General features: G+C 63.0%; 19 protein-coding genes. 17 read left to right on the plus strand and 2 right to left on the minus strand.

All coding sequences use genetic code 11. The features are described from left to right. Positions 1-93: 93 nt before the first annotated feature. The 16 genes from M1P90_RS02105 to M1P90_RS02180 all read left to right on the plus strand — a co-directional run bounded on the left by M1P90_RS02105 (position 94) and on the right by M1P90_RS02180 (position 17,943). On the plus strand, positions 94-876 hold the full coding sequence (locus tag M1P90_RS02105; protein WP_483701001.1) for an IclR family transcriptional regulator: 783 nt from the start codon (positions 94-96) through the stop codon (positions 874-876). A 299-nt stretch (positions 877-1,175) separates the two neighbouring features. Next, the gene (locus tag M1P90_RS02110) at positions 1,176-2,891 is read left to right on the plus strand and encodes a formate--tetrahydrofolate ligase (protein WP_483701002.1); all 1,716 of its coding nucleotides are present in this window, start codon (positions 1,176-1,178) and stop codon (positions 2,889-2,891) included. A gap of 67 nt (positions 2,892-2,958) precedes the next feature. Continuing rightward, positions 2,959-4,488, plus strand: a complete 1,530-nt coding sequence (locus tag M1P90_RS02115) for a trimethylamine methyltransferase family protein (RefSeq protein WP_483701003.1) — start codon at positions 2,959-2,961, stop codon at positions 4,486-4,488. Between the two features lie 81 nt (positions 4,489-4,569). Next, complete coding sequence (locus M1P90_RS02120; protein WP_483701004.1) at positions 4,570-5,085, plus strand: methylenetetrahydrofolate reductase C-terminal domain-containing protein; 516 nt, start codon at positions 4,570-4,572, stop codon at positions 5,083-5,085. Between the two features lie 206 nt (positions 5,086-5,291). Then, a complete protein-coding gene (locus M1P90_RS02125; protein ID WP_483701005.1) occupies positions 5,292-6,305 on the plus strand; it encodes a methylenetetrahydrofolate reductase in 1,014 nt (337 codons plus the stop codon). Between the two features lie 52 nt (positions 6,306-6,357). After that, positions 6,358-7,311, plus strand: coding sequence for a dihydropteroate synthase (locus M1P90_RS02130; RefSeq protein WP_483701006.1), 954 nt, complete (start codon positions 6,358-6,360; stop codon positions 7,309-7,311). Between the two features lie 62 nt (positions 7,312-7,373). Beyond that, positions 7,374-8,045 (plus strand): corrinoid protein, encoded by a 672-nt coding sequence (locus M1P90_RS02135; protein WP_483701007.1) that lies wholly within the window; start codon positions 7,374-7,376, stop codon positions 8,043-8,045. Between the two features lie 84 nt (positions 8,046-8,129). Next, positions 8,130-10,208, plus strand: coding sequence for an ASKHA domain-containing protein (locus M1P90_RS02140; RefSeq protein WP_483701008.1), 2,079 nt, complete (start codon positions 8,130-8,132; stop codon positions 10,206-10,208). A 139-nt stretch (positions 10,209-10,347) separates the two neighbouring features. Beyond that, positions 10,348-10,857, plus strand: a complete 510-nt coding sequence (locus tag M1P90_RS02145) for a DinB family protein (protein WP_483701009.1) — start codon at positions 10,348-10,350, stop codon at positions 10,855-10,857. 131 nt (positions 10,858-10,988) lie between these two features. After that, positions 10,989-12,185, plus strand: coding sequence for a glycine cleavage system aminomethyltransferase GcvT (gcvT, locus tag M1P90_RS02150; RefSeq protein WP_483701010.1), 1,197 nt, complete (start codon positions 10,989-10,991; stop codon positions 12,183-12,185). Between the two features lie 121 nt (positions 12,186-12,306). Then, positions 12,307-13,593, plus strand: a complete 1,287-nt coding sequence (solA, locus tag M1P90_RS02155) for an N-methyl-L-tryptophan oxidase (protein ID WP_483701011.1) — start codon at positions 12,307-12,309, stop codon at positions 13,591-13,593. A gap of 265 nt (positions 13,594-13,858) precedes the next feature. Next, positions 13,859-14,854, plus strand: coding sequence for a betaine--homocysteine S-methyltransferase (bmt, locus tag M1P90_RS02160; protein ID WP_483701012.1), 996 nt, complete (start codon positions 13,859-13,861; stop codon positions 14,852-14,854). Between the two features lie 85 nt (positions 14,855-14,939). Next, a complete protein-coding gene (locus M1P90_RS02165) occupies positions 14,940-15,668 on the plus strand; it encodes a DUF1638 domain-containing protein (protein ID WP_483701013.1) in 729 nt (242 codons plus the stop codon). A 60-nt stretch (positions 15,669-15,728) separates the two neighbouring features. Beyond that, positions 15,729-16,040, plus strand: coding sequence for a virulence factor (locus tag M1P90_RS02170; protein WP_483701014.1), 312 nt, complete (start codon positions 15,729-15,731; stop codon positions 16,038-16,040). A 226-nt stretch (positions 16,041-16,266) separates the two neighbouring features. Next, on the plus strand, positions 16,267-17,232 hold the full coding sequence (msrP, locus tag M1P90_RS02175; protein WP_483701015.1) for a protein-methionine-sulfoxide reductase catalytic subunit MsrP: 966 nt from the start codon (positions 16,267-16,269) through the stop codon (positions 17,230-17,232). A 30-nt stretch (positions 17,233-17,262) separates the two neighbouring features. Beyond that, the gene (locus M1P90_RS02180; RefSeq protein ID WP_483701016.1) at positions 17,263-17,943 is read left to right on the plus strand and encodes a protein-methionine-sulfoxide reductase heme-binding subunit MsrQ; all 681 of its coding nucleotides are present in this window, start codon (positions 17,263-17,265) and stop codon (positions 17,941-17,943) included. Between the two features lie 81 nt (positions 17,944-18,024). Here the strand turns inward: M1P90_RS02180 and M1P90_RS02185 are convergent, their stop codons facing one another. Continuing rightward, complete coding sequence (locus M1P90_RS02185) at positions 18,025-18,636, minus strand: phosphatase PAP2 family protein (RefSeq protein ID WP_483701017.1); 612 nt, start codon at positions 18,634-18,636, stop codon at positions 18,025-18,027. 98 nt (positions 18,637-18,734) lie between these two features. On the opposite strand from M1P90_RS02185, the gene lhgO reads away from it, so the two are divergent. Further along, positions 18,735-19,970 carry an L-2-hydroxyglutarate oxidase gene (lhgO, locus tag M1P90_RS02190; RefSeq protein WP_483701018.1) on the plus strand — a complete coding sequence of 412 codons (1,236 nt, stop codon included), beginning with the start codon at positions 18,735-18,737 and terminating at the stop codon, positions 19,968-19,970. Positions 19,971-20,012: 42 nt separating this feature from the next. Here the strand turns inward: lhgO and M1P90_RS02195 are convergent, their stop codons facing one another. Further along, positions 20,013-21,314 carry a hypothetical protein gene (locus M1P90_RS02195; protein ID WP_483701019.1) on the minus strand — a complete coding sequence of 434 codons (1,302 nt, stop codon included), beginning with the start codon at positions 21,312-21,314 and terminating at the stop codon, positions 20,013-20,015. Between the last annotated feature and the right edge of the window lie 2 nt (positions 21,315-21,316).

The raw sequence follows: 21,316 nt of genomic DNA on the forward strand, positions 1-21,316 counted from the left end.
TCTTTTTGCTGGAAAGTCAAGAAATTGGCCATTGACATGTTTTTTGGGCGGTGCTACCATAGATGTTGCACGATACGGTTAATGTCTCATATTATGCAACACACTGATGAACACGAGCCAGGAACGCTAATTCAGTCAGTGCGCCGCGCTGTCGCCCTGCTGAAGGTGTTCGACAACGGGCCGACTGAGCTTGGCGTAAGCGAGCTAAGCCGCAAAACGCGCCTGCACAAAAGCACGGCTTCGCGCCTGCTGGCGACGATGGAGCGCGAAGGCTTGCTTGAGCGTGTGCCCGGCACCGAGAAGTATCGCCTGGGCTTTATGCTGCTGCGCCTGGCCGGGCAGGTCACGCATTTTGGCGACGTGCGCACGGCCGCGCGGCCGATCCTGATTGATCTGGCAGAATCCTCGCGCGAAACGGTGATTCTGGCCGTGCGCGATGGCGACGAAGTTATTAATGTCGAGCAGTTTTCTGGCCCGCACCTGGTGCGCGACGCGAACTGGGTCGGCCGGCGCACCGCGCTGACCTGTGTGGCGAATGGCAAGGCGCTGCTGGCCTTCCAGCCCGCCGCCGAGATCGAGCGCATTCTGGCGCGGCCGCTGCCACGCATCACCGACCGGACGATCACCGACGTGGTGCGCATGCGTGCCGAGCTGGCGCTGGTGCGCGAGCGCGGCTATGCGCAGGCGGTGGGCGAAGTTGAAGAAGGGCTGCATGGCGTGGCCGCACCCGTGCGCGACGCCAGCGGCGCGGTGATCGCCGCCGTAAGCATTTCCGGGCCGTCCTACCGCGTGACGTTTGAGCGCCTGCCCGATTATGGGCGGCTGACCGTCCAGGCGGCGGCGAAGATCGCGAATCGCCTGGGCTTCAGCGGCTGAGTCACGGCAGAGGTTTACCAGGTACAGGTTATCAGGTTGCACGTTTGCAGGTTGTCTAGGTCTGGGCATATAGCAATACGCCCTTGTCTAGGTCTGGGCGTATAGCAATACGCCCTTGTCTAGGTCTGGGCGTATTGCTATACGCCCTTGTCTAGGTCTGGGCGTATAGCAATACGCCCTTGTCTAGGTCTGGGCGTATAGCAATACGCCCTTGTCTAGGTCTGGGCGTATAGCAATACGCCCTTCGCCGGTTCCGCGTTTCTTACCCACTCATTGGCACCGTTCACAAGGAGCATAGCGTGAAGACCAGTTTGCAAATCGCTTCCGAAGCTACGATTGCACCGATCAGCGCCGTTGCTGAGCAGCTTGGCATTCCCGATCAGTATGTCGAATATCACGGCCGCACCAAGGCCAAAATCGACCTGAACCTGCTCGATGCCTACCGCGACCGCCCGCTCGGCAAGTACATTCTGGTCACAGCAATCACGCCAACGCCGCTGGGCGAGGGCAAAACCACCACAACGATTGGCCTGGGCATGGCGCTCAACAAAATCGGCAAGCGCGCCGCGATTGCGCTGCGCCAAAGCTCGCTCGGCCCGGCCTTTGGCATCAAGGGTGGTGGCGCGGGCGGCGGCTACTCGCAGGTGGTGCCGCTGGAAGAAAGCATTGTGCACCTCAACGGCGACATCCACGCCATTCAGCAGGCCCACAACCAGATCGCCGCGCTGGTGGATAATAGCTGGTACCACGGCAACCCGCTGAATATCGACCCCGACCGGATCGTGATTCGCCGCGCCATGGACGTGAACGACCGCTTTCTGCGCAATATCACGATTGGCCTGGGCGGCGACAAGCACGGCTTCCCGCGCGACACCGGCTTCGACATGACTGTCGCCAGCGAGCTGATGGCGATCCTGGCGCTGGCCACCGGCTCGACCGCAGTCGAAGCGATCAAGAGCCTGCGCGCGCGGATCGGCAAGATGGTGGTCGCCTTCACCAAAGATGGCAAGCCCGTGACCGCCGAGGATGTGCGCGCGGCCGGCGCGGCCACCGTGCTGATGCGCGAAACGCTCAAGCCCAACCTGATGCAGACGATTGAGAACACGCCCGCCTTTATTCACGCCGGGCCATTCGCCAACATCGCGCACGGCAATTCCTCGATTGTGGCCGACCAGATCGCGCTGCGGCTGGCCGACTATGTCGTGACCGAGGCCGGCTTTGGTATGGACATGGGCGGTGAAAAGTTCTTCGACATCAAGTGCCGCGCTTCGGGCCTGTGGCCGGCCGCCGCCGTGGTGGTGGCGACGGTGCGCGCGCTGAAGAGCCACACCGGCAAGTACAAGATCACGCCGGGCAAGCCGCTGCCGCCCGAGCTGCTGGCCGAAAACCCCGACGACGTGCTGGTGGGCGGCGCGAACCTGCGCAAGCAGATCGCCAATGCGCGCGCGTTTGGCGTGCCGGTGGTGGTCGCGCTGAACGCCTTCCCCGACGACTATCCTTCCGAGATCGAGGCGGTGCGCCAGATCGCGCGCGAAGCTGGTGCAGCCGATATGGCGGTGAGCAGCGTGTTTGCCGACGGCGGCGCGGGCGGGGTCGATCTGGCGCAGAAGGTTGTCGCGGCGGCCGAAAGCTCGAACGCGACGCCGCAGTTCCTGTACCCGCTGGAGATGCCAATCAAAGGCAAGATCGACGCGATTGCGCGCGCGATCTATGGCGCGGATGGCGTGAGCTACACCGAGCAGGCCAGCGAGCAGATCGAGTCATTCGAGGCGAATGGCTTTGGCAACCTGCCGATCTGCATGGCCAAAACGCACCTGAGCCTGAGCCACGACGCCAAGCTGAAGGGCGCGCCGAGCAACTACACCTTCCATGTGCGCGAAGTGCGCGCCAGCGTTGGCGCGGGCTTTATCTACCCGCTGGCCGGCGACATGGTGACCATGCCGGGCCTGGGCGCGAACCCGGCCGCGCACACGATCGACATCGACGAAAACGGCAACACTGTCGGCCTGTTCTAGCGAACCACTGCGCGGGCGCGACGTGTATACCCGGCCCGCGCCTGACCTGATGCTAAAGAGGAATTCCATGACCGAGACCACCGACCGCCGACGCGAGCGGCGCGCCCGCCAGGCATCAGCCGCCAGCGCCGCGCGCATGCAGCCGATTACCTACAACCTGCCCGTCTATGAGCTGCTCAACCCCGAAGGTGTGCAGCGCGTGCACGAGATGTCGATGCGGATTTTGCGCGAGCTGGGGATCGATTTCTACGACGACGAGGCGCGCGAGATTTTGCGGGCGCACGGCGCGGATGTGCGCGGCGACACGGTCTTTTTCGACGAGGAGCTGCTGCTCAAGTATGTGGGCATGGCGCCGAGCCAGTTCACGCAGCTGGCGCGCAACCCGCAGAACAATGTCACCATCGGCGGCAACAACATGGTGTTCGCACCGGTGTATGGCTGCCCGTTTGTGGAAGACCTTGATGGCGGGCGGCGCGAGGCGACGCTGAAAGATTTCCAGAACTTCGTCAAGCTCGCCTACATGAGCCCGTACATTCACCACTCCGGCGGCACGGTGGTCGAACCAACCGACGAGCCGGTTTCGACGCGCCACCTCGACATGCTGCTCAGCCACATCACCTACAGCGACAAGGCGTTTATGGGCTCGGTGACCTCGGGCAAGAACGCCGCCGACAGCGTGGCAATCGCGGAAATTGTGTTTGGCGCTGATACCATTCGCCAGAACCCCGCGCTGCTCTCGCTGATCAATGTCAGCAGCCCGCGCCGCTTCGACGACCGCATGCTGTCCTGTATCAAGGTGTACGCCCGCGCCCGCCAGGCCATGATCATCACGCCATTCATTCTGGCCGGCGCAATGGGCCCGACCAGCGTGGCCGGCACGGTGGCGCAGCTCAACGCCGAGGCGCTGGCTGGCATTGCGCTCTGCCAGATGATCAACCCTGGCACGCCCGTGATCTACGGCTCCTTCCTCTCGACTATCGACCTGCAAAGCGGCGCGCCGACCTTTGGCACGCCCGAAAGCCAGACCGCACTCTACATCAGCGCGCAGATGGCCCGCCACTATGGCCTGCCCTTCCGCGGCGGCGGCACCTTCTCGTCCTCCAAAGTTCCCGACGCGCAGGCCGGCTATGAGTCGATTATGGTAATGATCCCGACGGTGATGGCGCGCACGAACTTCGTGCTCCACTCGGCCGGCTGGCTGGAAAATGGCCTCGTGTCGGGCTACGAGAAATTCGTGCTCGACTGCGAAATCCTGGGCATGCTGCACATCTGGGCCAAGGGCGTCGACCTTTCCGACGAGGCCTTTGCGATGGATGCCTTTGCCGAGGTGCCGCCCGGCGGCCACTTCCTGGGCACCGCGCACACGCTGCGCCACTTCCGCGACGCCTTCTACCGCGCCGAGCTGTTCGACTACAACTCGGCCGAGCAATGGGAGCTGAACGGCGCTCCCGACACCTACGCCCGCGCGAATGCCAAAGTCAAGCAGCTGCTGGCGAGCTACGAAGCGCCCGCGATCGATGCCGGCACTGCCGAAGCGCTGCGCCGCTTTATCGAGCAGCGCAAGGCCGAAATCGCTATCGAACCGCGAGATTTCTAAATTACGATTTACGATTTTGGATTTGCGATTGGGTTTTCCCAAGCCGCAATCTGAAATCGTAAATCTGAAATCGTAAATACAATGTCGCAGACCTTGATGAAAGAAGCCCGCCGCGCGCCGGGCAGCGAGTGGCTGAAGAATCACCCCAAACTGCTTGAGGTCGCCTATGTCGCCTCGAAGCGGCTGATTACGCTGAGCTACCCGCTCGTGCGGAAAGTCGCGCCGCGCTTTGCCGAGCGCTTTATGGTGCGCAGCGAAGAGGTGGTGAAGGGCTACGCCTTCAACTGCCAGATGTGCGGCCAGTGCATTCTGCACAGCACCGGCATGACCTGCCCGATGAACTGCCCAAAGAACCTGCGCAACGGCCCGTGCGGCGGCGTGCGCCCGAATGGCAACTGCGAAGTTATTCCCGACATGCCGTGCGTATGGACACAGGCGTGGCAGCGCAGTCAAAGCATGCTGATCTTTGCCGACGAAATTCATGTCGTGCAGCCGCCAGTAAATCGCTCGCTGCAAGGCACGTCGTCGTGGGTGAATATGCTCGACGGCATCGACACGCAGACGCCCAAGGGCTGGCAACCGGTGGGAAAGAGTTAGAAAGTTAGCAAGTTAGAAGGTTGCAGGTTGGCGAGGAACCAAGAACTGACGAAGGGCGTATTGCTCTGCGCCCAGACCAAGAACTGAGAATTCGCTAACCTTCAAACCTGTAACCTGCCAACGTGCAACTTGTAAACCTTCAAACCTGCAACCTGCCAACGTGCAACTTGTAAACCTGCAACCCGTAACCTGTGAACTGGTGAACCATGACCCGAGCATCCGCGCCAACGAGCCCTGCCCCCGCGACAATCAGCCGGCTTGAGCGCGTGCTGCGCTCGGGCCGTTTCGCCGTCACCGCCGAGCTGGACGCGCCCGACAGCGCCGACCCTGCTGATGTCTACAAAAATGCCCTGGTGCTGGCCGAGGTTTGCGACGCGATCAATGCCACCGACGGCTCGGGCGCGAACTGCCATATGAGCAGCCTGAGCTGCTGCGCGCTGCTGACCCGCGCCGGCTACGAGCCGGTGTTGCAGGTAAGCTGCCGCGACCGCAACCGCATCGCCATTCAGGGCGATCTGCTGGGCGCGGCGGCCCTGGGCGTGCGCAATGTGCTCTGCCTCACCGGCGACGACGTGACCAACGGCGACCAGCCCGAGGCCAAGCGCGTCTTCGACTTCGACTCGATCCAGCTCTTGCAGGTCGCCCGCACCATGCGCGACCGCGGCGTGTTTCTGAGCGGGCGCAAGCTCACCACGCCGCCGCGCATGTTTCTTGGCGCGGCCGAAAACCCCTTCGCGCCGCCCTACGACTGGCGACCGCACCGGCTGGCCAAAAAAGTCGCGGCTGGCGCGCAGTTCATTCAAACCCAATACTGCTTCGACGTGCCGCGCTTCGAGCGTTTTATGCAGGGCGTGCGCGACCTGGGTGTGCACGAAAAGGTTTTCATTCTGGTGGGCGTTGGCCCGCTGCGCTCGGCCAAGGCTGCCGAGTTTATGCGCACGCGCGTGCCGGGCGTGTGGATCCCCGACGCGCTGATGGACCGGCTGAACAAGACGCCCAAAAACCGCCAGGCCGAAGAAGGCAAGCAGATCTGCATTGAGATCATCCAGCAGGTGCGCGAGATCGTAGGCGTGCATGGCGTGCATGTGATGGCCTACCGCCAGGAAGAAACCGTCGCCGAAATCATCCATCGCGCCGGGCTGTTCCCGCGCCGCGCCAGCGCATCCCTTGCGGCCGCGCCCGCCAGCGAGCGCACCATTACCGACGTGCCGTTTGTCTGAGGCTGTATAAACGCCGCGCCTTTTGCGCTTCACTATGATCGGGAGGGAGTTCGTGGAAACGACCGTTTCATCGCCAACGCAAACCGTGATCATCGGGCCGGGGCGGCCGTTTGTGATCATTGGCGAGCGCATCAACCCGACTGGCCGCAAGCTGCTGGCGAAAGAGATGGCCGAGGGCAACTTCGACCGGGTGCGCGCCGACGCGATTGCGCAGGTTGCCGCTGGCGCGCATATGCTCGATGTCAACGCGGGCGTGCCGCTGGCCGACGAGCCGGCGCTGCTGGCGGAAGCGATTCGCGTGGTGCAGTCGGTGGTCGAGGTGCCAATCTGCATCGATTCCTCAATTGTCGCGGCGCTGCGCGAAGGGCTGCGCGTGGTCAAGGGCAAGCCGCTGGTCAACTCCGTCACGGGCGAGGAAGAGCGCCTGGAGGTGGTGCTGCCGATGGTGGCCGAGCGCGGCGCGGCCGTGATTGGCGTGGCGAATGATGAAACTGGCATTTCCTACGACCCGATCGAGCGCTTCAAAGTGGCGAAAAAGATTGTCGAGCGCGCCGAGTCGTACGGCATCCCGCGCCAGGATGTTATAATCGACCCGCTCGCCATGCCGGCGGGCGCGGTGCCCGGCGCGGCGGCCACGCTCTACCAGCTTGTGCGGATGATTCGCGAGGAGCTGGGCTGCAACACAACCTGCGGCGCGAGCAATATTTCGTTCGGCCTGCCCGACCGCGCGGCGCTGAATGGCACATTTCTGGCAATGGCGATTGGCGCGGGCATGGGCTGCGCAATCACCAACCCAATCGAGGGCGAGATCAAAAAGGGCATCATGGCGGCGAACCTGATGATGGGTTACGACGAAAACTGCCTGGCCTGGATTGGCGCGCACCGCGACACCGCCGCCGCGCCAGCCGCTGCTGCGGGAGCTGCGCCGAGCGCCGCCGACGCGGCTCGCGCCGCCCGCGAAGCACGCCGCGCCGCGCGCCGCGGTGGCGACACACCTGGGAACTAAAGCTGGCTTGGAACGACCACGCCTGTCGTACAATACTTTTCAACCTAAAAGGAGCGACCAACATGGACTTTTCAGATCTGAGCGACGAAGATCTGTGGCTGCAGATGCAGGATGACCTGTACGACGGCATGAAAGAAGAAGTCGCCGCGCAGACACACGAGGCGCTGAAGCGCAACTTCTCGCCGCAGGAAGTGCTGGGCCTGGGCCTGGTGGCCGGCATGGACATCGTCGGCGTCGACTTCCGCGATGGCGTGCTGTTCGTGCCCGAGGTGCTGATGGCCGCCAACGCCATGAAGGCGGGCATGGAAATCCTGCGCCCGCTGCTGGTCGAAACTGGCGCGGCGCGCATCGGCACCATGGTGATCGGCACCGTCAAGGGCGACATTCACGACATTGGCAAGAACCTGGTGGCGATGATGATGGAAGGCGCGGGCTTTGAAGTGATCAACCTCGGCATCAACAACGACGCCGACAAGTTCCTCGAAGCGATCAAGCAGCACCAGCCCGACATTATTGGCATGAGCGCGCTGCTCACCACGACCATGCCCTATATGAAGGTCGTGATCGACGCGCTGGGCGAAGAAGGCTTGCGCGACACGGTGTACGTGATGGTTGGCGGCGCGCCCGTAACCGAGACCTTCGCGAAGGCGGTTGGCGCGGATGCCTATGGCCGCGACGCGGCCGTGGCTGTCGAGCTGGCCAAGGCGTTTATGAACAAACGCCGGGCCGCGTAGAATTCGTTTGAGTTTATTTTTGTGTGTGTTTTCCGTGCTACGCACGGAAAACACACACAAAAAGATCAAAAATACCTTATTTTCATGACAAACCATCGCGTTGTTTTTCAGCCGTCTGGCCGCCAGGGCACCGTCGCCGAAGGGACGACCCTGCTCGATGCGGCGCGCCAGCTTGGCGTAGATGTCGATAGTATCTGCGGCGGGCGGCAAACCTGCGGCAAGTGCAAAATTCTGGTCGAGAACGGCGAGTTCGCCAAGTACGCGCTCGAATCCTCGGCCGCGCACCTGTCGCCGGCCGACGCCACCGAGACCGACTATTTTGCGCATCACGGCGGCATGCCGAACGGTGCGCGCCTGTCGTGCGCGGCCTGCATCAGCGGCGACGTGCTCGTCACCGTGCCGCCGGAAAGCCAGTCGCACCGCCAGATCATTCGCAAAACCGCCACCGAGCGCGTGATCGAGGTCGACCCAACCGTGCGGCAGGTGTTTGTCGAGGTTGAGCAGCACGAGCTTGGTGCGCGCAAAGGCGACTGGGAACGACTGCAAGAGGCACTTGCGCGCGAGTGGGGCTTCCAGAATCTGCGGATCGACCTGCAGGCATTGCGGCGGCTCGGCCCGGCGCTGAAATCGGGCAAGCATCGCATCACTGTGGTGGTGTGGAACGACGCCGAGGTGATTGATGTGCAGCCCGGCTACCACGAGGGCGTGTATGGCCTGGCCGTCGACGTTGGCTCGACCACCGTGGCCGCGCACCTGTGTGATCTGCGCACGGGCGCGGTGCTGGCGACTGAGTCGATGATGAACCCGCAGGTCACCTATGGCGAAGACCTGATGAGCCGCGTCAGCTACGCCATGATGCACGCCGATGGCCTGAAAAAGATGCACGAGGCGATCATCGCCGGGCTGAACAAGCTGGCTGGCATGGCTGCCCACGCCGCCGGCCTGCGCGCCCGCGACATTCACGAAATTGTGCTGGCGGGCAACACTGTTATGCACCACATCCTGCTTGGCCTCGACCCGACCGACCTGGGCGGCGCGCCTTTCACGCTGGCAACGCACGCGCCGATCGATATGAAGGCGCGCGACCTGGGCCTGAAGCTGCACCCCGGCGCGAATGTGCATTTCATGGCGCTGGAAGCGGGCCATGTCGGCTCGGACAATGTGGGCGTGCTGGTGGCCGAAGCGCCTGATCAGCAGGATTCGATCATGCTGGTGATCGATGTCGGTACCAACGCGGAAATTCTGCTTGGCAACCGCGAGCGCCTGCTGAGCTGCAGCAGCCCGACCGGCCCGGCCTTCGAGGGCGCGCAGATCGCGCACGGTCAGCGCGCCGCGCCCGGCGCAATCGAGCGCGTGCGGATCGACCCGGCCACGAAAGAGCCGCGCTTCAAAGTCATTGGCCGCGAAGATTGGTCGGACGAGCTGGAACCCGGCGAGATCGGCGCGACCGGCATCTGCGGCTCGGGTATCATCGAGGTTGTGGCCGAAATGTTCACGGCGGGCGTGCTGCGCGCGGATGGGCGATTTGACGACAGTCAGCACTCAGCACTCAGCACTCAGCAAAACGGCGACGGTTTGGCTGGCACAGAACTGCCGACTGCCAACGGCCAACTGCCAACTGGGCGCGTCCGCTGGAACGGCCCCAAGGGCGAGTATATTCTGGCAACTGCCGACCAGACTGCGACCGGGCGCGAGATTGTGGTGACGCAGGACGATGTGCGCAATATTCAGCTTGCCAAGGGCGCGCTCTATGCTGGCTGTAAGCTGCTGATGCACCGCCGCGGCGTTGATCATGTCGACAAGATTGTGCTGGCAGGCGCGTTCGGCAGCTATATCGACCCGCTGCGCGCCATGGTGCTGGGCCTCTACCCCGACTGCGATCTGTCGCAGGTGTATGCGGTGGGCAATGCGGCCGGCGACGGCGCGCGAATTGCCTTGCTCAGCAAATCGCGCCGCGCCGAGGCCGCCCGTGCCGCCCGCAAGGTCGACTATATCGAGACGGCAATCGATCCCGAGTTTCAGGCCGAGTTCGTTGGCGCAATGCACATGCCGCACATGAGCGATGCTTTCCCGCATCTCGATGCGCTGGGTATTCTGCCTGCCCGCGCCGAAGCCGCCGAAAGCGACCGCGCCCGCCGCCGCCGCGAACGCCGAGCGAGATAAACAACGCGCAATGGCACGAAGGCCAAACGATTGAGCCACAGAGAACACAGAGTTCACCGAGCAGTAAAACTAAACTCAGTGCTCTCGGTGCGCTCTGTGGCTCGGCTGGCCTTTCGCTGTAGTGGGAAAAAGGGAAGTCATGAGCCGACGCAGTGTGTTAATCGAATCGCTGGAAGCCACGCCCCGCGATCTGGCGCGCATGCTGCGCCGCGTGAGCGACGAGGCCGCGCGCGAGCGGCCCGCGCCCGGCGAGTGGTGCATTGCCGACGTGATCGCGCATTTCGCCTACATCGAGGAGCCCTACCTCGCACGCCTGCGCCGCATCATCGAGCAGGACAACCCGTTCGAGCCATACCTGCACCCCGACGAATCCGCGCACGACTTGTCGCACCCGCTCCAGGAGCTGCTGGAAGAATTCCTGCAGCGCCGCGCCGAAACGGTCGCTTTTCTGCAAAGCCTTGAGCAGCGCGACTGGGGCCGCCCGCTGGTGCACGCAACCATTGGCCCGACGCGTTTCCGCGATCAGGTGCAGGAGCTGGTGAGCCACGACAACACGCATCTGGCGCAGTTAGTGGCACTGCGCGAACATCTTGATCAAGCCCCCTCGCCCCCTGCCCCCGCTCCCCCATCGGGTGAGCGGGGAAAATAAGGTGTGATGGTGGTCGCCGCATTGCGGCGACCACCATCACTACCAACTCACCCCTCCCCGCGCTCGGGGAGGGGCAGGGGAGGGGCCTGGAAACGTTGATAGATTGAACCGCTGATAAAGAGGAACAAGCCATGCCCGAACGTCGAACACCGCTGTACGATAATCACATCCGCCTGGGGGCGCAGATGGTGAAGGGCGGCGGCGACTACATGTTCCCGCTTTCCTATACCTCGCCGGTCGAGGAGCATGTCAACACGCGCACCAACGTTGGCATGCAGGATCTCTCGACCATGGGCGAGGTCGATGTCAAGGGCCCGGGCGCCGAGCGCCTGCTCAACCAGCTCCTGGTGAACGAGATCAAAGACCTGCTGCCTGGCCAGGCGCGCTACTCGACGATGTGCCGCGAGGACGGCGGTGTGGTGGATGACATCACGGTCTACAAGTTCAACGACGAGCACTACATGGTCGTCACCAGCTCGGGGCCGCGCAAGAAAACCGCGCGCTGGATCGCCGACCATGCTGTGGGCACCAGCACCTACGTCACCGACATCAGCCCCGCCGTGGCGCTGCCGGTGGTGCAGGGGCCGCGCTCACGCGATTTCCTCAAGGCCGTTGCGCAGAATGTCGACATCGATGCGTTGAAGTTCTTCCGCTTTGCGCCCGCCCGCATCAACGAAACCGAACTGCTGATTTCGCGCTCGGGCTACACCGGCGAGCTGGGCTACGAGCTGTACACGCCCGCCGAGGAAGCCGGCGCGCTGTGGGATTACCTCGTTCAGCAGGGGCGCGAGTTCGGTCTGAAGCCTTACGGCGTGGCGGCCATGCAGACCTTGCGACTGGAAAAAGCATTCCCGCTCTACGGCAACGACATCAACGAAGACTACACGCCCTTCCACGTGGGTCTCGACCGCTGGATTCGTTTCGACAAGCGCGATTTCATTGGCCGCGACGCGCTGCTGCGCCTGCAGCAGACCGGCCTGGATCGCCGCTGGGTTGGGTTGACCTTGCAGGGCGATATTCCTGCCGCCGTGAATGCAACGGTGTGGAGCGTTGGCGCGGTGAACCCGAACGACGAAACGATGTACAGCGGACCCGAGGCCGGCTCCAAGAAAGATCGCATTCTGCCGGGCGAGGAAGTTGGCCACGTGACGTTCAGCGAGCGCGGCCACACCGTCGGCAAGATCCTGGCGCTGGCGTATGTGCGCACCTCGCACTCCTACCCCGGCAGCCGTCTGCTCGTCGATGTGAAGGGCAAGCCGGTGCCGGCAGTCGTGACGCCCACGCCATTCTTCGACCCGCAGGGCGCCCGCCTCCGCGCAAAGGCATGAAAACAGGTCATTCAAAAACACTGAATATTTCTTACCACCAAGGCACCAAGGCACCAAGGTTGTAAGAACACTGTCACTTTCTTGGTGTCTTGGTGTCTTGGTGGTTATAAATAGGAAGCATATGAATAGGCTTGCAAAACGCTATAACACGATTGTCGTTGGCGTGGGCGGCGCGGGCAGCCCAACGGTGTATGAGCTTGCCAAGCGCGGCAAGCGCGTGCTCGGGCTGGAGCGCTACGACATCCCGCACGACATGGGCTCGTCGCACGGCTACACGCGCATCATTCGCCTGGCCTACTACGAGCACCCTTCCTACGTGATGCTGCTGCGCCGCGCCTACGAATTGTGGCGCGAAATCCAGTCGCGCGTGGGTGAGCAACTGCTGCATATCACCGGCTCGATCGACGCCGGCCCGGCCGATAGCTGGGTGTTCAAGGGCTCGTGGCAATCGTGCCTCGACCACAATCTGCCGCACGAAGTGCTGACCGGCAGGGAGCTGGCGGCGCGCTACCCCGGCTATCGCCTACCCTTCGAGACCATGGCGCTGCTGCAGCCCGAAGGCGGCTACCTGACACCCGAGCGCTGCATTGTGGCGTATGTCGAAGCGGCGCAGGCGCTGGGGGCCGAGGTGCATGGCCGCGAAACCGTGCTGGGCTGGGAGCCGCTGGGCGGCGGCGTGCGCGTGACGACCGACCGCGACGTGTACGAGGCCGACAGTCTGGTGATTACGGCGGGCGCGTGGAATGGCGAGCTGGTCGATGTGCTGGGCGGTCTGCTCGAACCTGAGCGGCAGGTGCTGGCCTGGCTGCAGCCCTCCAAACCCGAGTATTTCGCGCCCGAGCGCTTCCCGGTCTTCAACCTGCTGGTCAACGAAGGGCGCTACTACGGCTTCCCAGTCGTGTCGGTGCCGGGCTTTAAGTTTGGGCGCTACCACCACCTCGAAGAAGTGGTCAACCCCGACACGATGTTTCGCGAGCCAACGCTGGAAGACGAGCACCTGCTGCGCGAGTTTGCCGAGCGCTACTTCCCCGACGGCAGCGGGCCGACCATGTCGCTGAAATCGTGCATGTTCACCAACACGCCCGATCACCACTTCATCATCGACGTGCACCCACAATACCCGCAGGTGTCGTTCACCTCGCCCTGCTCGGGCCACGGCTACAAGTTTGCCAGCGTGCTTGGCGAAATCATGGCCGACCTGGCCGAGCGCGGTGACACGCGCCATAACATCGAGCTGTTCCGGCTTGAGCGCTTTGCGAATCACCCGCGCGCGCGCCGCAGCATTCGGCCGGCCCAGCCGCGCCTGCCGAACGGCGTGAATCGCCACGCGCACACGCACAATGGCCTGTACGAGCGCCAGTCGCTCAATGCCGCCGAGGCCGTCGACGCGATCCGCCCGTTCTGGTAAGCGCATTGGACACAGACGAACACGGAAACGTAAGCATATTGGACGCAGACGAACACGGAAAACGCGGAGCAACGGCAGGAAGTTATCATTCTGCGTTCGCTCGCGTTCATCCGCGTCCGGTTTTGGCGCGCAATTGGACGAATGCGCGCTGATCCTCTAAAATATTGGAACACTTACTCAATGAATGAGTATATCGACGGCACGACGCCGCCTTCATTTCCGAGGGCGGCGCTATGCAGCCACATGTTGCAACAAGGAATAGTTCATGGCCAATCGTTTTCTTGAACTGATCGCCCGCGGCGAGCCGGTGGTGGCCGATGGCGGCATGGGCACCATGCTGATGAATGCCGGCCTGCTGTTTGGCGACCCGCCCGAGCAGTGGAATGTGCTGCCCGACAAGCAGCCGCATGTGCGTGCCATCCACCGTGGCTACCTCGACGCAGGCGCGCAAATCATTCTGACGAATAGCTTCGGCGGCACCGCGTTTCGTCTGAAGCTGCATAATTTGCAGGATCGCGTGTTTGAGCTGAACCGCGCTGCCGCCGAGCTGGCGCGCTCCGAAGCGGGCGAAGATCGCGTCGTGGCCGGCTCGATCGGCCCGAGCGGCGAGCTGTTCGAGCCCATGGGCGCGCTGACCTTTGACGCGGCGGTGGCTGGCTTTGCGGCTCAGGCGGCGGGCCTGGCGGCTGGCGGCGTTGATGTGCTGTGGATCGAAACCATGAGCGACTTGCAGGAAGTGCGTGCAGCCGTCGTCGGCGCGCGCCAGGGCGCACCGCACCTGCCGGTCGTCGCCACCATGACCTTCGACACGCGCGGCTTTACCATGATGGGCGTCAGCCCGGCGCAGGCGGTTGAAGAGCTGGCCGAGCTGGAGCTGGCCGCGCTGGGCGGCAACTGCGGCAACGGCACTGCCGAGATCGAAGGCGTGGTCTATGGCATGAGCCAGACCGGCACAGCCCTGCCGCTGATCGCCAAAAGCAACGCTGGCCTGCCCGATATGGTCGATGGCCGGGCAGTCTACAACGGCACGCCCGAAATCATGGCCGAGTACGCCCGCCGCGTGCGCGCGCTTGGCGCGACCATCATTGGCGCATGCTGCGGCAGCTCGCCTGCGCACATTGCTGCAATTGCCCAGGCCCTGCGCGAGCAGCCCGCGCTGGAGCTGAGCGAGATAGAGCTGGCCAGCGCGCCCGCCCAGCGTCAGTCGCCCGAGGCTGGCCGCCGCGCCCGCGAAGATCGCCGCGCCCGCCGGAGCGCGTAATATCGTTAGCAGGTTTGAAAGTTCGCAAGTTGCAGGTTTTCCACCGTAACTTGCCAACCTTCAAACCTGCCAACCTGCAACATCGATGACAGACATCGCTTCCCAAACCGAAGAAACGCCCGTCGCCTTTGTGCTGTGCGGCGCGCTGGCCCGCGAAGTCGTGGCGATGGTGAAGCGGCACGGCTGGAATGTCGCGCTGTTCGGCGTGGCCGCGCAGGATCATATGGTGCCGCAGCGCATCGGCCCGGATGTCGAGCGGCGGCTGCGCGAGCTCATTCCGCGCTTTGCGCGCGTGGTGGTGGTGTATGGCGACTGCGGCACCAGCGGCGCGCTCGATAGCGTGCTGGAGCGCTACAACGTGCCGCGCATCGCCGGCCCGCACTGCTACGAAATGTACGCCGGCCCGCGCTTCGACGGCATGATGGACGAAGAGCCCGGCACTTTTTTCCTAACCGACTTTCTGGTGCGTGGCTTTGAAGGCACCATCCTGAAGGGCATGGGCCTCGACCGCTTCCCCGAGCTGCGCGACACCTACTTCGCCAACTATCGCCGTTTGGTCTATCTGGCGCAGCAAACCGATCCCGCGCTGGAAACAAAGGCCAGTCAGATCGCGCAGACGCTGAACTTACCGCTGGAGATTCGCCCGACCGGCTATGGCGACCTCGAAACGCGCCTGGTCGATCTGATGGCCGAAATCGCGCAGCCGCAGTTCCAGCCGCGCATGGCCGAACCGCTGCCTGTGGCGGAAGAAGCGCCGCGCCGACCCGCCCGCGAGCGCCGCACCGCCCGCAGAACCGTGGCTAGCGGCGGGTAAATCGCGCTACGAATATATTCGAGCAGTGCTGCAGTTCCATCCGAAGAAGAGGTGAATCACATGGCAAGCTACCAGATCATGTACTGGGCCGACATTCCCGTGCAGGTGCGCGCCAAAGGCGCGGGCGGCCGCGCCAAAGCCCAGCTCGCCGAGCGCTTCCAGGAAGCGGTCGATCTCGCCGCCATGTCGGTGGGCTGGATCGGCTCGGACGAATACACCAACGCCTACCACTGGGGCGGTGAGCAGGAGCGCGACGGCACTGCGCAGGAAGTGGTCGATGCCGTAGTGGCCGAGATCGAAGCGCAGCACCCGCGCGTCGACTGGCGGGCCACTGCCACCACCATCCGCGCTGCCACCGAAACTGGCGGCTAGTTGCCCACCACAACTGAGAAAACCCGCAGCCAGCGATGCCACCCGTGCGTCCCTGGCTGTTTGTTTATCAGAGATCTTCGCGCCCCGCCCGATGCGTACATCTATTCAGAAAGCCGTGGCCGACGAAATACTGAAAAGCTATAGCGAGGCGTAATACTTTCGTTATTTCTGACTAAGATCTCGCGGCTATAGTACAACCATATCGAGATACACAAGGACAGACGCCATGCATAAACTTCTCGCATCCGAAATCACCCCCGAGCACCTGTTTCGTTCGCGCCGCCAGTTCATGCGCAACGCTGGCGCTTTGGCGCTTGGCTCGCTCGCGCTCGCAGCCTGTGGTGGAACATCCGATCAGTCGGCTGCCGGTGCAGGTGGAACGACCGCAGGCGCAACTGCTGCGCCCGGCGCGACCAACGGCCAGACCGACGAGCTTGGCGACGCCCTGACGCCCTACGATGCGGTGACGGGCTATAACAACTACTACGAATTCACCACCGACAAAGAAGGCGTGGCTGCGCTGGCCCAGAACTTCAAGACCACGCCGTGGACGCTTGAGGTCGGCGGCCTGGTCAACAAGCCGCAGAAAATCGCCATCGAAGACCTGCTCAAGCGCTACCCGCAGGAAGAGCGCATCTATCGCCACCGCTGCGTCGAAGGCTGGTCGATGGTCATTCCGTGGACGGGTTTCGCGCTGAACAAGCTGCTCAAAGACGTTGAGCCAACCGCGCAGGCCAAGTATGTGCGCTTCCAAAGCGTTATGCGCCCCGAAGAAATGCCCGGCCAGTCGAGCGTCTGGTACACATGGCCCTATGTCGAGGGTTTGCGCCTCGACGAAGCGATGAATGACCTCGCTCTCATGGTCACCGGCGTGTATGGCAAGCCCGCCCTGCCGCAGAATGGCGCGCCACTGCGCCTCTCGGTGCCGTGGAAATATGGCTTCAAGAGCATCAAGGCGATTGTGAAAATCGACCTGGTCGACGAGCAGCCCACCAGCCTGTGGATGAACGCCGCGTCGAATGAGTATGGCTTCTACGCCAACGTGAACCCCGATGTCCCGCACCCGCGCTGGTCGCAATCCACCGAGCGCCGCATTGGCGAGCTCTCGCGCCGCAAGACGCTGCCGTTCAACGGCTATGCCGATCAGGTCGCCAAGCTCTACGACGGCATGGATCTGCGGGTGAATTACTAAATGGAAGAACGCACAACAACAGGAGCTGGCATGTCTGCTACGCCGCTGCCCGAAACCAAACCCCGCGTTCGCCCGGCGCGCCCTGGCTTCGCGCCGCTCGGTATTTCGCTGGCCGACTGGTTGCGCATTGCCACGCATATTGGCGCGCTGATTCCGCTGGCGCTGCTGCTCTGGGATGGCTACCATAACCATCTCACCGCCAACCCAATTCAGGAAATAACCTTCCGCACCGGCAAAACCGCGATCATTCTGCTGGGGCTTTCGCTGCTGTGCACGCCGCTCAATATTGTGCTGGGCTGGAAGGCCGTGCTGCCGCTGCGTCGCCCGCTTGGTCTCTATGCCTTCTTCTATGTCTGTTTGCACCTGCTCATCTTCGCCGTGCTCGATTACGGTCTCGACTGGGGCTTGATCCAGCAGACGATTGCCGAGAAGCGTTATGTGCTGGTGGGTTTCGCGGCGTTTCTGCTGCTGGTGCCGCTGGCGCTAACATCAACCAAAGGCTGGCAGAAGCGTCTGGGGAAACGGTGGAAGCAGCTTCATCGGCTGGTCTATCTTGTGGCGCTGCTGGCGGTCATTCACTTTGTGTGGCTGGTAAAATCCGACATTCGCGAACCGCTGCTGTACGGGCTGATCCTGGCAGTGCTGCTTGTGCTCCGCATTTCGTCCGTCCGCCGCGCGATCACGCGTCTGCGCTCGCGGCTGGCGCGCTAAACGCCACAGCCACCAACCACAAAGGACGACGGATGAATTGAATCCGCCGTCCTTTTCTTTCTTTTTCTATGGCCGCGTAGCTTACCTGCCGCGCCAGTTCAACATTGCAATACACGCGGCCAGCCAGCTCATCCCAAGCGTGTAGCCGCCCAGCACATCGCTCAGGTAGTGGTCGCCAAAGAACATGCGCGTGTAGCCTACCACTAGCACCAATCCCACAACGCCAAGCACTGCTGCGAGCCGCAATTCGCGCGGAATGCGCGGGAATGCTGCCCACAGCAGCAAGCCATACAGCACTGTTGCCATCATCGCGTGCCCGCTTGGGAAACCCGTGTCGCGGATCGGGACGAACGGCGCGTGGAGCGGAATGCGCGGCGCGGCCAGGGCGTGACGCACCACTTCATTCAACGCAAACGCGCCGCACACAACTGCCAGCAGCGCCACAAGCTCGCGCCACTGCCGGCGCAGCCCCAGCCACACTACCAGTTCCAGCACAATAAACACCAGAATTGAGCGCCCAAACTCCCCCAGAACGATCAGAATTGTGTCCAGCGCGCCACCTTCGTCGCGATGAAATTGCTGGGTTAGTGCGAAATCCTGCGCGGTGAATCCAGGCTGGTGTACGCGCCCCGCCAGCATCACAAAGCCAACAAACCCACAGCCTGCCAGTAACAGCCATAGCAAAGAACCCATTCGTAGCCGCATCCGAGACTCCTACAAGGCGTTATATTGTACGGGTACAGAATTTACCGTAACCGTATCAGCTTTCGCAACAATAACAAGGAACAAGCATGAGCTATACCGGATCAGAAAGCGACCGGCGCGTCGATCTGGCGATCGTTGGCGCGGGAATTGTTGGCCTTGCCACTGCGCGCGAGCTGCTGGGGCGCTACCCGCACCTGCGCGTCGTTGTGCTCGACAAAGAGCCGGCCATCGCCCAGCACCAGACTGGCCGCAACAGCGGCGTCATCCACTCGGGCCTGTACTACAAGCCCGGCTCGCTGAAAGCCCGCCTGTGCGTGCAAGGCGCCGCTGCCATGATGCGCTACTGCGACGAGCGCGGCATCCCCTACAACGTCTGCGGCAAAGTCGTGGTCGCCACCAGCGCCGATGAGCAGGCCCGCCTTCAGGATCTCTACCAGCGCGGGTTGGCGAATGGCATCCCACAGCTGGAAATGATCGGCCCCGAGCGGCTGCGCGAGATCGAACCGCACGCAGTTGGCTTGCAGGCAATCTACTCGCCGCGCACTGCCATCGTCGACTATGGGCTTGTCGCGGCCGCCTACGCCGACGACATCCGCGCGCTGGGTGGTGAAGTACTCACCAGCCACGAAGTGCGTCGCATCGCCCGCACTGGCGAGCGCGTCTGGCTCGAAACACCCGCCGGCATGATCGAAACCCGCTTCCTGATTACCTGCGCGGGCGTCTACTCCGACCGGGTGGCCGCGCTCAGTGGCGCGCCGCGCGACCCCCGCATTGTGCCGTTTCGCGGCGACTACTACATCCTCAAACCCGAGCAGCGCCACCTGATCAACGCGCTAATTTACCCGGTGCCCGACCCAGCCTTTCCCTTCCTCGGCGTCCACTCAACGCTGAAAATGGATGGCTCGATGTGGTTAGGGCCGAATGCCGTGCTGGCCTTTGGGCGCGAAGGCTACCGGCGCTGGGATGTCAACCTGCCCGATCTGGCCGATGCCCTGCGCTATCGCGGCTTCCAGCGGCTGGCACGCTCCTACTGGCAGGTTGGCATGAGCGAAATGCTGCGCGACTGGAGCAAGGCACTCTTCGTGGCGGCGGTGCAGCGTTTCGTGCCCGAAGTCACGGCCGAGGGTGTAGTCGAGGGGCCAGCCGGCATTCGCGCTCAGGCGCTCGCCCCCGATGGCAGCATGGTCGATGATTTTGTGTTCCACCAGGATGGCCCGATTATTCACGTGCGCAATGCGCCTTCGCCCGGTGCCACGTCGTCGCTGATGATCGGCGCGGAAATTGGCACGATGGCAGCACAGTCGTTTGCGCTCGGCGCGTGAGTATGGCAGGCGGGCGCAGCCACCTGTGCCCGCCTTACGCGCTTATTCCGCCCAGATCGAAATATCGCGCACCTGCCACGGCCCGCCCCACCAGCCCGCGCCACGAAACTGCACGCTGCTCGTTCGTGTCGGCACAGGCATCCAGTACGACTTGAAGTGGTCTTCGTTCAGCTTTTTTTGCGCCTGCAACTGCGCAGCCTGCCAGCTCGCGCCGCCGTCGAAGCTCACTTCAAGCGTGCTGCCGATGCCGGCAAAGCGCAAGTGCGCGTTCGGCGGCGCAGGCGCGGGGAAATGTACGCTGCCTGCCGCATCCGGCCCCGCGCTGCGCCGGTCGGCGCGCAGAATGGTAAATGGCAGCGCCGGGCTGATGCGAATATTGTCCCAGTGCCACGTATCTGGCTCGCACACCGCTCCACAGCCATCCGACTTGCTTGGGTTGTAGGAATGGTGCCCAAACTGCACGACTCCACGACCCCAGTCGAGTTCCGACATATCGACGTCAACCCAGCTAAAGTGGTACGCTGGCATACCGAACTGAATATGCGTGCGCGCAATTCGCAGCTCAAACGTATCGCGGCGCTTGGCATCGGGTGTGAGCATGCTCTCATAGCTCACCCAGCTCTGCCCTGGCAGCTCAGTCGCCACAAAATCGTTGATCACAAACACATTGAAGTTCGTGCCGCCATTGAATGTGTTCATCCGCACATGGATCGCATTGCGCGGCACGCCACTCAGGTCGGGCAGCCAATCCTCCAGCGGCAGTTGCAGTTGCTCCGGGTAGGGTGTGATCCACAGGTCAACCCAATCGCGCTGTGAGGTGCGCAACGTAGAAAGATCGAAGCGTACAACCGCTTCACCCTGCGAAAAATCGACCATCTGGTTGGGCGTCAGGTAGATTACCCCATAGCCCTCGGCCTTGATCGCGGTCATCAGGTGGTCGCGGCAGAGGAACACCGCGTCGTCATACGAAGTGATTGTGTGGGTTTCGGGTGGCGCGCCGCAGTCGCTGCCGTGCATCGCCGCGACAGGCTCGAGCACTTCCCACGTGCCAACATCGCGCGAGTGCACCGTCACATCCCAGGTGCTGGGTTTCCAGGGCTGCGGCGCGGTGGGATTACCATCAAATGTTTCAAGAAACGCATGATCTGGGGCAGCTTGTACCGCTGTGGCAACGCCTGTTGCAGGTGCAGCCCTGGTTGCAGGTGCCGTTGTGCTGGCTGCTGCGGGGGCTGGCGTTCGCTCAAGGAGTTGTGTGTCGTTTGCCGCACCCAGGCCGAGTGCAATCACCAGCGCGCCGGCCAGAAATAGTGCGACCGGCAGAATCGCAGGGTGTGTTGTTTTCATTG

The organism is Kouleothrix sp. 19917 (genome assembly GCF_057073505.1).